The 16,602-nt window shown below is 46.4% G+C and carries 5 protein-coding genes; all 5 read left to right on the top strand.

Translation table 11 applies throughout. The features are described from left to right. The 5 genes from HYN49_RS04905 (at nucleotide 1) to HYN49_RS04885 (ending at nucleotide 16,463) form a co-directional block, all read left to right on the top strand. The gene (locus HYN49_RS04905) at nucleotides 1-4,929 is read left to right on the top strand and encodes a hypothetical protein (RefSeq protein ID WP_146185054.1); all 4,929 of its coding nucleotides are present in this window, start codon (nucleotides 1-3) and stop codon (nucleotides 4,927-4,929) included. Nucleotides 4,930-5,081: 152 nt separating this feature from the next. Then, nucleotides 5,082-6,599: a hypothetical protein gene (locus HYN49_RS04900; protein WP_108903082.1), complete on the top strand. Its 1,518-nt coding sequence runs from the start codon at nucleotides 5,082-5,084 to the stop codon at nucleotides 6,597-6,599. 45 nt (nucleotides 6,600-6,644) lie between these two features. Continuing rightward, nucleotides 6,645-11,321 carry an RHS repeat-associated core domain-containing protein gene (locus tag HYN49_RS04895; RefSeq protein ID WP_108903081.1) on the top strand — a complete coding sequence of 1,559 codons (4,677 nt, stop codon included), beginning with the start codon at nucleotides 6,645-6,647 and terminating at the stop codon, nucleotides 11,319-11,321. 1 nt (nucleotide 11,322) lies between these two features. Then, the gene (locus HYN49_RS04890; protein WP_108903080.1) at nucleotides 11,323-11,769 is read left to right on the top strand and encodes a DUF2147 domain-containing protein; all 447 of its coding nucleotides are present in this window, start codon (nucleotides 11,323-11,325) and stop codon (nucleotides 11,767-11,769) included. Between the two features lie 44 nt (nucleotides 11,770-11,813). After that, on the top strand, nucleotides 11,814-16,463 hold the full coding sequence (locus tag HYN49_RS04885) for an RHS repeat-associated core domain-containing protein (protein WP_108903079.1): 4,650 nt from the start codon (nucleotides 11,814-11,816) through the stop codon (nucleotides 16,461-16,463). The last annotated feature ends 139 nt before the right edge of the window (nucleotides 16,464-16,602 follow it).

The following is a 16,602-nucleotide window of genomic DNA, read 5'->3' as shown; positions in this document are numbered from 1 at the left end:
ATGATAAAGCAAAAAAAATCCCACCGGCTGATAGCTACTTTTTTCTTCCTTATATTTTTTCCGACGCTGATCCCGATGAATGCATTCGCATCCAACAACGGGCCCAAGTCTCCCGAGGCATCAAGTTTTGAGCCGGTAGATGCAACGGACATGGTAAATTTGATCACCGGGCAATACAGCTATGTATTACCCGTGATGAACGTTCCCAGCCCTGAGGGCGGCTATCCGATATCACTTGCTTATCACGCGGGTATTGCCATCGACCAGGAATCTTCTTGGACCGGTCTTGGCTGGAACCTGAATCCGGGAGCGATTGACCGCGGCGTCAACGGTTATCCGGATGATTACAATGCTTCGCACCTTAATGAATATTTTTGGGACCGTACCCATACCGTATCCACTTATTCGGCATCTATTGGATATACCTGCGGATTTGCTTCCGTCGGATTGGGCTTTAACTGGGGCAGCAATCAAGCGCTAGGCGGGTATGTAAGCGTAGGGGTAGGTTTTGATGTCGGAGGTGGCAACAGTATTGGCGTGAGCGTGACGGCAGGTTCAAATGGCGCTTCCATCGGTGTCGGCGCACAGTTTGCAGGTGGCATGTCGGTCGGAGTAAGTGCCTCTACTAATGGAGACGTAGGTGTAAATGCTGGTTTCAACAGCAATGGTGCCGGATTCAGCATCGGCTATAATACATCCGGAAGCATGTCCTTTGAAGCTAATGCAGCTGAAGGCACAGGGATTTCAATGTCTACTTCAAAATCCGGCACACAGGTTACGGCAACGGTGGCCGGCACGGGCATAAGTTCATCATTCAACAATACGGTCAGCATGGGCGACTATTGCACAAGCTCGAGCAGCTGGAGTATTCCAATTGTAGTACCTACGCCTATCGGGGTTTTCAGTTTGTCTTTCGGAAAACAGGAATTTAAGTATTGGTTAGGTGACAACGACGAGAATTTTGTAACTGGCCCGTTATATTTCCAAAATGGCGTCAAAGACATTACAAAATCAACCTGGGTCCCTCCTAGAACCATTACCGCAGGACAAGGTCAACAGGAGCACATACCTGGACACTGGGTAGTAAGTATAGTAGGACAGGCGTTCATGGATATCAATGAAATCCCGATCTCAAATAATTCGTTTTCGAGCACCTCAGATCCTGCTGCGAACAATATCACCCAGCCAAATTATGACAATTATAATGTTCAGGCTCAGGGATTGTCCGGAAGCATGACTTCGACAATCTTTGAAAACGGCGTATTATTTGGGCTTACCGGCAAAGAAAACAAAGCGGGTTATAAACTGAACTATAATATTAATTCCGCAAGCACCAATATACCTGATTATGCCAAATTTGACGGAAGGCCGAACTTCTACATGGAAAACGAGATCAGTACGTACATCAACGTACAGTCCGCCGCTTTCAATACGACTACGACAAATGCCGACATCCTGAATTATTACAATTCTGGCTCTGTAGAACTGGCTGCGAAGAACAGGCGAAAAACCTCTAATTTTATTGAATATTACACGAACGACCAGATCAACAACAATTATGCCGCACTCAAGCAGCAAGGTTATCTGCAGCCTACCGCATCAGGCTTTGACCGTTCTGGCGCGCCGAAAGAAGGAATCGGGGCATTTAAGATCACTACCGTTGACGGCAAGACATACCACTATTCATTACCTGTTTACAACGAGGAAATCATCACCAGGACATTCGGGGTTATCGAAGACAGCCCGGCAGAAACCCAGTCTTATTTCGAAAAACGCCAGCTGGAGCCTTATGCGACGCACTGGCTGCTTACATCTGTTACAGGCCCTGACTATGTCGACAACGGAGATGGCGTAGCCGGAGAAGGCGATTTGGGTTATTGGACCAGTTTCGAGTACGGCAAATGGACCGACGCGTTTATCTGGAAAGCGCCATACAAGAAAGAATATATCACTGATGATGAATCACCTGAAGTAAAGACATGGATCAGGGGTCGCAAGGAGATTTATTATCTCGATAAAGTCAAAACCAGGACCCACACCGCCTTATTTGTAAAAAGCACAAGAGCCGATGCGATGTCTGAGGCCTTTACTTATAATGCAGCATCACACGTGGATGATTTGCAGAACAATTCGGTCCTTCCGCGATTTACCGTCCCGGCACAAGCCCAGCTCAAGCTCAACAAAATAATCCTACTTAAAAACGAGGACTGTACCCTTGACAAAGCAGCAGGACCCGATGCGAACCAGAGTGTTGAGATTAAATATGAAAGCAACAATCATTCTGACAAAACCGAAACTGCAACTTATAATTGTTACGACAATGTCATTGATGTAAACGACGGTTATATGGCACTCATGCCAAAAGCCATTAAGGTTGTTAATATGGGGTACCAATTCAGCCTCGTAGGCGAGGCGGCCCTATTGCTGAAACAGGTAACGTTCATGGGTAAAGGTGGGAATTATGCCCTCCCTCCATATAAATTCGACTATATAAATGACATTTACAACAATTACCATAATTATGAAAAAGATGATGGCTGGGGTTATCTGAGCACAAGCCCGAAGGAATATTCACTCAAAAGGATAACCACTCCTGAAGGGGGCACTATTGGGATCAACTATGAAAATAATACTTTCAGGAGTGTCACTCCGAATAAGCTGGAATTTTCAAATATGAATCCGGTGAGGTTTAAATGTACTATGCCAACTTATGCGTCTGCGACCGATTTTTCAAATAAGAGTGTTATCATAGATATAGGCAGTGCAAATGTTTTCCCGAATCTTTTAGGCCAAACTGTAAACATCTCGCTATTAAGAGACTATGTCTGTTTCAACAACCTGTTTTATTATTTCAGGTATGAAAGCACGGGACATATAGATTTATCCTACGGCAATGGTAAATATCGTGTACAATTTGACGATGACATATACTGGGGAGCCGACCACCATGGTTACACGCAATCCGGCCAGCATGGATGTAATATGAATAATGTAAATGCCGCGATCGCATATGCCGGCAATGATTATTACTACCATCAGATAAAAGTCAAGCTTGACCTTCCTTCGACAAGCGTGTTTGCTGCGGGTGGCGTAAGGGTGGCCAGCCTGAAAGTTTCTGACGGCACGAACAATTACATCACCGACTATAAATATGGTGAAAACGAAGACGGCATAGGCTACACCAGCTATATTCCATTTGCACAGAATCTTGCCAAGGAATTGCCATATAGTTCAGAACTGCCTGCTCCAAGGATTATGTATGAATACGTGAGCATAAAAAACCACAAAGAAGGGGAACAGCCTGAAGGCAAGGTGCAATATAAGTTTAACATCATCAAGACCAAAGCACCGAACCAAATCAAGTATGACGACATCTACGAAATTGCCAAAACGGTTAGCGGGCACACCAACACCACAGCTAACAAGGGTGTAAGTGTAGCAGCATTTACTGTAAAGGACAATCTTGCTTCTATAGGACAACTGTTAGAGGTGAAAACCTTTAATTCCCAGGGACACATGCTGAACAAAATCTCCAATTCCTATTATAAAACAACCGATGCAATCCCTAACAACATGGGTATAACCCAACAGTCATACCAAACCTATAAAACTGTGGATTATGTAAGTGCAACATTGCAGGATAAGTGGATTGTCAATTCTTCAACAAGGATCAAATATCCAAGTATATTGAAATCCTCTACAGAACAGAAAGACAGCTATACTTATACCACAGAGTTTAAGGATTATGACCTTATATCAGGTGTTTCAAAAGAACAATTATCAACTTCCAGCGATGGAAAATCGCTAAGGACCAGAATCCTCCCCGCTTATTCCAAATATCAGCAAATGGGAAGCAAGGTCGATAATATTGATAATACAAATATGCTGTCGCAGAGTGCGGCCCAATATTCTTACATTTTCGACAACGGAACATGGAAGGAGACCGGAGTTGGCATCACGACCTGGAGCAACATCTGGACCTATAAAGACATTGGCGGAGATTCTTCAAACCCAGCCAACGAGAAACCGATCTGGAGAAAAGACAAATCTTATGTATGGGACGGTGTATTGGATTCCAACGGAATGTTTGCCAATTATGACAGTGCCACTGATGACAATTTTGACTGGACTGTCGGTGTAGGACAACCTTCAAATTCAAAATGGAAACTTACCTCCCAGATTACGCTTTACGATCATTTCTCACAATCTCTTGAGCTTAAAGATATGAACGGAAATAAGGCGGCGACCAAAATGGGTGATAATGATTCTAAAGTTGTTGCCGTGGGTAACGCGGGATATCATGAAATGTTCTATTCCGGAGCCGAATACATCAAGTACAACTTTTATCTGGATCCTGAAGTAAGGATACAGGATGGGGCCTCAAGGGTTCCTGGCCTGGCACACACCGGAACATACGCAGTTACCACTTCGTCCGGCCAAAAATTTGGTGTAGTGATGCGTAATGAGCCAAATAATAATCACAAACCCGGAAAATATAAAGTATCAGTCTGGGTTCATAAGGACCAGGTGAGCAGCGCCAAACTGGTAGTTTCAGAAAACAACACCAATTCCTTTACATTCCCACTATCACAACAGGTAAAAGCGGGAGATTGGGTATTACTTACCAAGATTATCGATGTCCCAGCGAGCGAAACCTGGATATATTTTACATCTGATACAGGAGCAGTAGTGTATTACGACGATTTGATGATTCGCCCTATTGCTTCAACAATTTCGGGATATGTCTACAACCAGTGGGATGAACTTTCTTACATAATAAATAATAACGGCCTGGCAACCCGCTTCGAATATGACAATGCAGGAAGATTATTCAGAACATACGTTGAGGTGGCTGATGACGCTACAAATGGATTAACCGGAGGTTTTAAATTAAAATCCGAAAACAGGATTAACTATAAAGGAAATTAAAAAAAAAGTTGCACGTTAAAAAAAAAATATTAACTTTGAAAGCATAAGGAGAAGTATCTTAATTAAAGAAGTTATGCGATGAGCATGTACGTTTGGTTTGGCTATTCTAAATAATCAACCCTTCTCCTTTTCTTTCCTTATTTTAGTTTAAAATGGATAATTTTACTAGGAAAGATTTTATCAGATTAACTTCTTTGGGAATAGCGGCTACGCTCCTGCCCGTCCAGAAAATCAATGCGATATCTTCTTTAGCAAAAATCAAAGGTAAAACAACCGATGATGATTTTCAAACTGCTTTCTTACTTGCTAAAACAGCTAAACAAAATTTTTACAACAAGAATTTTGTTGATGCAGAATCCCAATACCTACGCTGTATCAGTCTTGCGCCACGCGCTATTCGCTTTTATGACGGCCTTGATAACGTTTACTGCGCACAAGGGCTTCCGTTGTTGAGTGTAGAATTATTCAAAAATGGAATGGCCCTAAACCCTGGGGTCATAGCTTTTTATGACAGGGCCGCCCGTTCCTTGATGAGATTGGAGCTTGGGAACAAGCTATTGGCGCTTGATTATCAGGCTAAAATAAGTTCGCCATCGTTGTTGCAGGATGCGGCAAAGTTATACGAAAGGGCGATTAGCATTGACAATACCAAAAAATACCTGTCCGTCGGATATGAAAAAGTACTTGCTAAAATAGCCATTGCGCCCCTCATACCCGGCTATAAAGTAAACCGCGTATTCAAAAATCTTAAAAATGCAAACAGGAATACATATAAAGCGGCCATCAATCAAAAAACAGATGAAGAAATAAATGCGCTTATCAAAAAAATCGACACTAAGCAACGACGTGAACTTTTCAAAAACAAGGAAATTGAAGAGCGAACGATAAATATGCTGTTGCAGAAAAAGAAATACTACGATATCCTGCAAAAAAGAGGCACTTTAACCACCGTCGAAGAATTCGACAATGCGGTGAAACTATTTGAGATAGATTATAAAGACCCTAATTCACTGAGGAAACTCAGGTTGCTTTACTATTCTAACAACAGGTTTTTCGATTTTATCGATGTCCGCAAAAGATTTGCTGCAGCCTCCGGGACGTTTCATGGTTACCTCGGCGTTATGGATACTATGGAACTTTCATATAAAAAACAGCAGGCCGGAACAGAAGTTTTGGATGAAGCGCTTTTAATAGGTTTGGACATTAAAGAAAACTGGTCGCTTTCCTTCCAGAACGAGACCGAAGTGGTTATCAAAATCGTAAAAATCCTACTCCTTCTTTCAAGGTCGTCTGAGGCACAGTTAATGATTGAGGGATTGATGATGAAAGTCAAGACCCCGACAATAAGTGTCAACAATAAACTCATTCTCTTTTATTCTAAGATATTTATGGAACAAAATCCTGCAATGTCAAAAAATATTTTACTGATTGGAGCTAAAGAAGTGAGTGAAATAGAAAGAATGGAAATGGAGTCGAAGGATCCTAATCTTGGCTTGGTAGGACAGTTAGCAGACAATAAATCTAAAGACAAATTTAAGGATAATATCTCCCTTTATTATCAGCTTTTCTTCGCACACATGGCTTTGGGAGATGTCACCAGTGCGACCGACATTCTTGACAGATTACTGGTAAACAATCCTTTAGACAGTTTTGTGCTTACCAGAGCCTAGCGTACTTTATAAGTAAAAGTGCTAACTAAGAAAAATCCGGAGATAATGAAAAATAAGTTTCAGATAATATTTTTACTGGCGTTGTTCCTTGGCCTTAGGTCCCATGGACAGCAATGCCTTACCTCAGGCTATGGCGGGGTCGTGGTCTCAGAGATCTATTTCGACACCCACTATTGTGAGGACATCGAGGCCCGTTTCCATTCCTTCGGCGAATACATCGAGCTTTACAATTCCTCCGATACGCCCATCGACCTGAACGGCTGGCGCATAGATGACAACCACACCTCCTACACATTCAACACCACCGACGGGCAGGGCAACAACCTGATCATACAGCCCGGAGGCTTCAAGATCATCACCTACAATGGGTTTTATGCACCGGGATTCGGGACCCAGAGCGTCATCGGAGGCCGGCAGAAATTCCTGGAACTCTTCCCACTGCCAAACATAACCAATCCGGAGCAGGACATCATCCTGCAAAACCGTATGGTACTCTTCAACGAGGTCGACAAGGTCACACTGGTCACCCCACAGGGAAAAATCGCTGACGAGGTATCGTACCTTAACGGCAGCACCAGCCGTGAACATGCCCTGGATTACATGGATGTCGGGGGATACACGATCGAGATACAGCCTAAGATAGACAATGCCAACGGATATTTCTTCAATGGCGAGATTGGGTATATATATATATTTATGTCATGGCCTGCGCCGGGTGCATGGGTAGAGGTGCAGACAAACCAGTTCCGCAACGTGATCTACCGCAACGACCCGAACAGTTTTTACACCAACAGCGGCGTATCCTTCGGGGTAGGGCTCGCCACACCGATGGCGCTGCCCGCAGGCTTGAACGTTCCGTTACATCCTATAGACCCGTACCTGTATTATGTGCATAACTACTCCAATGAGCAGAACTATAAGGAATCGATGTCGTTTGACATCAAGACCGGAGATCTCGACGGGCAATCCAGGAATTATTTCGATGCCCTGGGCAAGCCCTCCGTTTCACTGACCCAGGACTTCAACAACAACATCATATGGGGAACCGAAACCATTTATGACGGCATGGGACGCAAATACAGGGAATCCTATCCGGCGATCTCCTGTTTTGAGTTCGAGAAGATGAACTTCCTTTCAAACCCCATCGTGAAGTCCGTCGCACTGGACACCTATTACGCCAACAGCAATACCATCGAGCCATACCAGCCAACGGCCCAGCAGCCTTACAGCGAAGCCAATTACGACAAGCTCAACCCCGGCAAGATCATCAGCACGGTGGGCGGAAACCAGGTCGCAGGGGAATGGAAGACCGGCTACTCCTATACCGTCCCTGCAGCCCAGGAGATGTACTATGCCTTCGGGAGGGACTTTTTCGACGGCCCCGTGAACAGCGGATATGAAGAGGTCGTTACACGTTTTTATAAAGCCGTAAAGGTAGATGCCAACGGCAACGAGTCGGTGTCATTCACCGATGGGGAAGGCAAGGTGTTGGCCAGTGCAAGGGCCGGGGCCTCAAATTCAGTCAATCCATATCCGGTAATATCAGTAATCGGTACACAGGGATATATAGATGTGCACATCCCTTCAGGCATACAGCCCTCGGACATCACCCTGCTGGGAGGCGATACCCTATACGACGTATATGACCTTAAGACAGGCAGTATTGCAGCGACTCCGCTCACTGGCGGGCATGCATACCGCGTGGCGGCAAAGGCAATCCCAACCACGGACGCAAAGACATATGTAGGTACATCGGGTAGCATCGTAACCACCTCATACGGGGCAAAGGGCATAGCCTACAAGGTCAATTATTATGACTATGCGCTAAATATATACGACAAGGTCGGGCGGCTCAGGAAAACAATACAGCCTAACGGGTTTAAGGCAGCATACCCGGCAAACCCAGCAACGGTGGCCATATCGGCGGTGCCTTCCTATATGGGGTCACCCAATTTTGCCACAAGCTACACCTACAACACCGCCGGAAAGGTCATACAATCCGTCAATCCGGACAAGGGAACCACTAGATATGCCTACCGCAGGGACGGACTCATCAGGTATTCCCAAAATGCGCTGCAGGCAGCATCCAACCAGGTCTCCTACACCAACTATGACGATTACGGAAGGCCCGTCGAAAGCGGCGTGCTATCAGGCAATGCAACAATATGGACAGACGCTGAGGCAAATGCTGACAATACAGCTTCTTTAAGCGGAACAACAAGAAGCGAGAGGGTTTTTAATATTTTTGATTTAACACAAAATAGTAGTCAATTATCAATTCCTATCCCGAACTCGCTTGCACTTTCAACACTGTTGCCTTCATATCAGCAAAGTAATACTTCTGCTAATGTGTCAATAACCTATAAGGAATCCACTAGTATACCCAATACAATAAACTCAATTACCTGGTACAGTTATGATGCTTATAGCAGGCTACAATGGATCGTTCAATATATTAGTGGCATTGAAGGCAGCGGAAATACTCCTGTCGTAAAAACAATCGACTACGAATTTGACCATAAAGGGAATATCGTAAAAGTGATTTATCAGAAAAACAATACCGGGGAACGTTTTACGCATCAATATACTTATGATATAAATGGGATTACTACCAAAGTAGAAACTGCATCTGGCAACAACCCCCTTTCCACGGAGGCTGAATACACCTATTACAAAACGGGGGAGCTCAAGAGGGTAAATATCGCACAGGGCGCACAGGGGATGGATTATGTCTATACCCTCGGGGGAAGCCTAAAGAGCATCAACCACCCCAGCCTTGAGCAACTAAAGGATCCCGGACGGGACGGGGTTCCGGGCACACCAAATGCCAATGTCGTACCGGACCTCTTCGGGATGTCCATCGATTACTATGCCGGTGACTACAACAGGGCAGGTACAAACATCATCACCTCGCCAAGCATAACCCCTGATTACAACGGCAACATCAAGGCCACCAGATCGGCCACAAAGAATTCGCTGATGGACTGGCAGACAGGGTCCGTAACGGCACAGCAGAAGGCGTACCTTTACAACTACGACAAGAACAATTACCTCACCTCGTCCGCCTTCGGGCTCACCAATGCCTCGGGGGTCATCACGCCCAACCCGACATACCCGGACCAATATCAGGAAAAAGCCCTCGAGTACGATCCAAACGGCAACATAACAAAGCTCCAGCGCACCAACAGTACCGCAGTGGTCGTCGACAACCTGACATACAACTACCCCACCACAGGGACCAACCAGCTCGCCAGCGTCACAGATGCAGTAACCAGCACCTCCTATGTCAACGACATCAATCCGCAGGCCGCAGGCAATTATGTATACAATGCCCTCGGGCAGATGACACTCGACAAAAGCGAGACCACCCATTACACCTACAACACACAGGGCCTGGTCACCGAAGTAAGGAAAGGCAACCTGTCCTTCGCATCGGCATTCCCCGTAATGCGGATCTATTACAACGAGCAGGGGCAGCGCATCAAAAAGGAGAACTTCACAACAGGGACGGCCAACCTATACAGCACCGACTATTACGTATCGGACCTCAGCGGGAACCTCATGGCACTCTATACCAGCCTCGCATCGAGCCCATCGTCGGTCGTACAGAAGGAGATGCCCATCTATGGTATCTCAAGGCTGGGGATATGCATGAAGGCCGTATCGCCGAACCCTGAGGTAAGGAATTACGAAATCACGGACCATCTGGGCAACGTCAGGGCAGTAATACAAAAAACAGGCAACCCATATCCAAACAACGTGGCAATGAACGCCTTCGCCGATTACTACCCGTTCGGGGAGCAACTTGCCGGAAGGAATTCGGCCAATGCATACAGGTATGCATTCCAGGGACAGGAAATCGACCAGTCAACCGAAATGGAGGCCTTCAAGCTAAGGCTCTGGGACGGAAGGCTCGGAAGGTGGATGTCGCCTGACCCGTATGGGCAGCACTTCTCCCCTTACCTCGGTATGGGCAACAACCCTGCTGCGAATATCGATCCGGATGGAGGCTGGAAAACACGATTCGGAGCTTGGCTCCATGGGCTTTTTGATGGTAAGGATGGAACAATTTTCCAATCTGAAACTAAAGGTGACTGGGGAATACGATATTCTAAGGCACTTGGAAATGAAATTTCTGATGGAGTAGAACTAACTACAACATTCGGAGGAAAACGATATGACCTTTATAAATTTGAATCAAGCCATACAATAACCCCATTCAGGGTAGGCGTAGAATGGCTAACAGGCAAAGGCCCAAGAGATCGGTATTTTACAAATGGTGATGTTTTCACAGAAATGTTAAGAAAGCATGATAATGTTGAAAAAGCAAGAAGGGAAATATTGCAGAATATTGACAATGGAGGAGCATTAACAGGTAAAAACAATTATGAACTTGGGGGAATAAGAGGTGTCGGATTATACATCAAAGATTATTCAACTTTGGCAACCGGGGGACTTACGGGGAATTTAGCGGTTACTTATCTCGGTTCCTATTCCTTACATTGGGAAGTTACCAGCATAAATAGAAGTACCGGTATTGCAACGGTACAATTTACAGTGGACAATTCCTCTACTATGCAGTCAGCTTCGAGGCCTCCTGTGCTTGGATATCTGCCTATTTGGAAAGAAACGGCGGGTAAATACATAAACGATGCATTTTCGAAAGGTTGGGGATCTAAAACAAGCCAGCATTTTAATTGGACAGAAAACCTGAAATTGTAAAATGAAGAAAATCATAATTGCCGGTTTTTTATTTTCAATCCTATCAGCCTGCACCGGAGTTATGGCAAAGGCAGATTTTGTGGGAATCTGGAAATCTTCATCCGACAATGCTGTAATAAAACTAAATACTGACGGCACCTATATTGCCAAACAGGTAGATATCGGAAAGTTAGATTCAAATGAAGATAACGGGAAAGCCATTGATTTTAGCGGCAAATGGCAGTTAGTAAAAAACGACGGGGATTACAGTTTACGATTACACAGCGAAGCGCTTTACAGTAATTTTGGCATCGATAAAACCTATATTGAAGACGGAAAGCGACGCAGCCATAAGATTGATATCACTTTCGAAATCCAAGGTGGCACGCGAGAGAAACCCTTGCAGGTGTTTACTTGGATTGGAGATCCTGATGATATGCATAAATACGAATTCATAAAAGCAGAATAGCATAAATATATTAAATCCATGTTTCTGTTAATAATCCGGAGATAATGAAAAATAAGTTTCAGATAATATTTTTACTGGCGTTGTTCCTTGGCCTTAGGTCCCATGGACAGCAATGCCTTACCTCAGGCTATGGCGGGGTCGTGGTCTCAGAGATTTATTTCGACACCCACTATTGTGAGGACATCGAGGCCCGTTTCCATTCCTTCGGCGAATACATCGAGCTTTACAATTCCTCCGATACGCCCATCGACCTGAACGGCTGGCGCATAGATGACAACCACACCTCCTACACATTCAACACCACCGACGGGCAGGGCAACAACCTGATCATACAGCCCGGGGGCTTCAAGATCATCACCTACAATGGGTTTTATGCACCGGGATTCGGGACCCAGAGCGTCATCGGAGGCCGGCAGAAATTCCTGGAACTCTTCCCACTGCCAAACATAACCAATCCGGAGCAGGACATCATCCTGCAAAACCGTATGGTACTCTTCAACGAGGTCGACAAGGTCACACTGGTCACCCCACAGGGAAAAATCGCTGACGAGGTATCGTACCTTAACGGCAGCACCAGCCGTGAACATGCCCTTGATTACATGGATGTCGGGGGATACACGATCGAGATACAGCCTAAGATAGACAATGCCAACGGATATTTCTTCAATGGCGAGATTGGGTATATATATATATTTATGTCATGGCCTGCGCCGGGTGCATGGGTAGAGGTGCAGACAAACCAGTTCCGCAACGTGATCTACCGCAACGACCCGAACAGTTTTTACACCAACAGCGGCGTATCCTTCGGGGTAGGGCTCGCCACACCGATGGCGCTGCCCGCAGGCTTGAACGTTCCGTTACATCCTATAGACCCGTACCTGTATTATGTGCATAACTACTCCAATGAGCAGAACTATAAGGAATCGATGTCGTTTGACATCAAGACCGGAGATCTCGACGGGCAATCCAGGAATTATTTCGATGCCCTGGGCAAGCCCTCCGTTTCACTGACCCAGGACTTCAACAACAACATCATATGGGGAACCGAAACCATTTATGACGGCATGGGACGCAAATACAGGGAATCCTATCCGGCGATCTCCTGTTTTGAGTTCGAGAAGATGAACTTCCTTTCAAACCCCATCGTGAAGTCCGTCGCACTGGACACCTATTACGCCAACAGCAATACCATCGAGCCATACCAGCCAACGGCCCAGCAGCCTTACAGCGAAGCCAATTACGACAAGCTCAACCCCGGCAAGATCATCAGCACGGTGGGCGGAAACCAGGTCGCAGGGGAATGGAAGACCGGCTACTCCTATACCGTCCCTGCAGCCCAGGAGATGTACTATGCCTTCGGGAGGGACTTTTTCGACGGCCCCGTGAACAGCGGATATGAAGAGGTCGTTACACGTTTTTATAAAGCCGTAAAGGTAGATGCCAACGGCAACGAGTCGGTGTCATTCACCGATGGGGAAGGCAAGGTGTTGGCCAGTGCAAGGGCCGGGGCCTCAAATTCAGTCAATCCATATCCGGTAATATCAGTAATCGGTACACAGGGATATATAGATGTGCACATCCCTTCAGGCATACAGCCCTCGGACATCACCCTGCTGGGAGGCGATGCCCTATACGACGTATATGACCTTAAGACAGGCAGTATTGCAGCGACTCCGCTCACTGGCGGGCATGCATACCGCGTGGCGGCAAAGGCAATCCCAACCACGGACGCAAAGACATATGTAGGTACATCGGGTAGCATCGTAACCACCTCATACGGGGCAAAGGGCATAGCCTACAAGGTCAATTATTATGACTATGCGCTAAATATATACGACAAGGTCGGGCGGCTCAGGAAAACAATACAGCCTAACGGGTTTAAGGCAGCATACCCGGCAAACCCAGCAACGGTGGCCATATCGGCGGTGCCTTCCTATATGGGGTCACCCAATTTTGCCACAAGCTACACCTACAACACCGCCGGAAAGGTCATACAATCCGTCAATCCGGACAAGGGAACCACTAGATACGCCTACCGCAGGGACGGACTCATCAGGTATTCCCAAAATGCGCTGCAGGCAGCATCCAACCAGGTCTCCTACACCAACTATGACGATTACGGAAGGCCCGTCGAAAGCGGCGTGCTATCAGGCAATGCAACAATATGGACAGACGCTGAGGCAAATGCTGACAATACAGCTTCTTTAAGCGGAACAACAAGAAGCGAGAGGTCATTTGTAATTTATGACTATGCTGATAATAATGCGTTAGCATCAATTCAGATACCGTCCAATCTCACTTTAGCGGCGTTGGCACCAAGTTACACACAGCATAATGTAACGGGTATGGTCGCCGTGATATATGATGAGTCCAGCACAATTCCGGGAACTGTCGATGCCATCAGTTGGTTTAGCTATGATATTTTTAACAGGAAAGAATGGATGGCGAAATATATCCGAGGCATTGAAGGCAGCGGAAATGTTCCTGTCGTAAAAACAATCGACTACGAATTTGACCATAAAGGGAATATCGCAAAAGTGACCTACCAGAAAAACAATACCGGGGAACGTTTTACACATCAATACACCTACACCGTGAACGGCCTGCTTTCCAAAGTAGAAACCGCCTCGGGCAACAACCCCCTTTCCACGGAGGCTGAATACACCTATTACAAAACGGGGGAGCTCAAGAGGGTAAATATCGCACAGGGCGCACAGGGGATGGATTATGTCTATACCCTCGGGGGAAGCCTAAAGAGCATCAACCACCCCAGCCTTGAGCAACTAAAGGATCCCGGACGGGACGGGGTTCCGGGCACACCAAATGCCAATGTCGTACCGGACCTCTTCGGGATGTCCATCGATTACTATGCCGGTGACTACAACAGGGCAGGTACAAACATCATCACCTCGCCAAGCATAACCCCTGATTACAACGGCAACATCAAGGCCACCAGATCGGCCACAAAGAATTCGCTGATGGACTGGCAGACAGGGTCCGTAACGGCACAGCAGAAGGCGTACCTTTACAACTACGACAAGAACAATTACCTCACCTCGTCAGCCTTCGGGCTCACCAATGCCTCGGGGGTCATCACGCCCAACCCGACATACCCGGACCAATATCAGGAAAAAGCCCTCGAGTACGATCCAAACGGCAACATAACAAAGCTCCAGCGCACCAACAGTACCGCAGTGGTCGTCGACAACCTGACATACAACTACCCCACCACAGGGACCAACCAGCTCGCCAGCGTCACAGATGCAGTAACCAGCACCTCCTATGTCAACGACATCAATCCGCAGGCCGCAGGCAATTATGTATACAATGCCCTCGGGCAGATGACACTCGACAAAAGCGAGACCACCCATTACACCTACAACACACAGGGCCTGGTCACCGAAGTAAGGAAAGGCAACCTGTCCTTCGCATCGGCATTCCCCGTAATGCGGATCTATTACAACGAGCAGGGGCAGCGCATCAAAAAGGAGAACTTCACAACAGGGACGGCCAACCTATACAGCACCGACTATTACGTATCGGACCTCAGCGGGAACCTCATGGCACTCTATACCAGCCTCGCATCGAGCCCATCGTCGGTCGTACAGAAGGAGATGCCCATCTATGGTATCTCAAGGCTGGGGATATGCATGAAGGCCGTATCGCCGAACCCTGAGGTAAGGAATTACGAAATCACGGACCATCTGGGCAACGTCAGGGCAGTAATACAAAAAACAGGCAACCCATATCCAAACAACGTGGCAATGAACGCCTTCGCCGATTACTACCCGTTCGGGGAGCAACTTGCCGGAAGGAATTCGGCCAATGCATACAGGTATGCATTCCAGGGACAGGAAATCGACCAGTCCACCGAAATGGAGGCCTTCAAGCTAAGGCTCTGGGACGGAAGGCTCGGAAGGTGGATGTCGCCTGACCCGTATGGGCAGCACTTCTCCCCTTACCTCGGTATGGGTAACAACCCTGCCGTAAACATCGATCCGGATGGAGGGTATGAAACCAAACTTGGCGCATTCCTGAGTTGGGTAGCCGGAGGGTTTAAAGGCACCGTAATTTCAAATCCTAACGTTGACAACATGGATCCTTCCAGAAATTTCGGAATTAAATATAAAGATGGGTTTTTAAATAAAGGGTCCGGATGGAATGCTGACAAAACCGTATACAACCTCGATGAGGTTGGACTGCCCGTAATCAAATATCATGATAAGAAATCGTCAAGCGGTAGCCTGGCCAGGAAATTATTAGAAAAATATCAATGGTTCAACAGGCACACTACACTGAACTTTAAGACCAATATCGGATTTGACTGGCTGAGGTTCAGAGGTTACCATTATGGCGTTCCGGAATGGGAAACCAGTTTCCTTAATGGACAAGGCGCAGTAACTCCGGGAAGTTTTGTACTATATCCAACTAAAGGAACCAAACCGGGATTGACCGGATCTGAAGACCCTTATTATAACACCCACGAACCAGGCCACGCATTACAATATCGCATCTTAGGGCCGGGACTATACATTGCAGCGGTCGTCATACCAAGCGTGATGCATTCCAGCGACAAAGGATCGGAGCAGCATTATCATGAAAAATCCGCAAATACTTTATGGTATATATATACAGGGGAACACGATCAGAGTAACCCGAGGTTTTTCTTTGATGACAATAGGATTATCTTCTAGATGAGTGGTAGGTTTAACTTCTGGACCGGTTTATGACCGGCTGACAAACAAGCTTTTTGTGAAAATTCGGAGGAAATAACTTGAACCGCTCCTCGTCCTTCAATTGCAATACGACGAAAAAACATTATATTTACTATGT

The organism is Flavobacterium pallidum (genome assembly GCF_003097535.1).
Classification (GTDB): Bacteria; Bacteroidota; Bacteroidia; order Flavobacteriales; family Flavobacteriaceae; genus Flavobacterium; species Flavobacterium pallidum.
The sequence above is the reverse complement of the archived record's forward strand: the minus strand, read 5'-3'. Positions and strand labels throughout refer to the sequence as shown.

What these genes read in the sequence shown, in the direction of transcription:
- HYN49_RS04905 (WP_146185054.1), top strand. Translation starts at nt 1, where the DNA reads ATGATAAAGCAAAAAAAATCCCACCGGCTGATAGCTACTTTTTTCTTC.
- HYN49_RS04900 (WP_108903082.1), top strand. Translation starts at nt 5,082, where the DNA reads ATGGATAATTTTACTAGGAAAGATTTTATCAGATTAACTTCTTTGGGA.
- HYN49_RS04895 (WP_108903081.1), top strand. Translation starts at nt 6,645, where the DNA reads ATGAAAAATAAGTTTCAGATAATATTTTTACTGGCGTTGTTCCTTGGC.
- HYN49_RS04890 (WP_108903080.1), top strand. Translation starts at nt 11,323, where the DNA reads ATGAAGAAAATCATAATTGCCGGTTTTTTATTTTCAATCCTATCAGCC.
- HYN49_RS04885 (WP_108903079.1), top strand. Translation starts at nt 11,814, where the DNA reads ATGAAAAATAAGTTTCAGATAATATTTTTACTGGCGTTGTTCCTTGGC.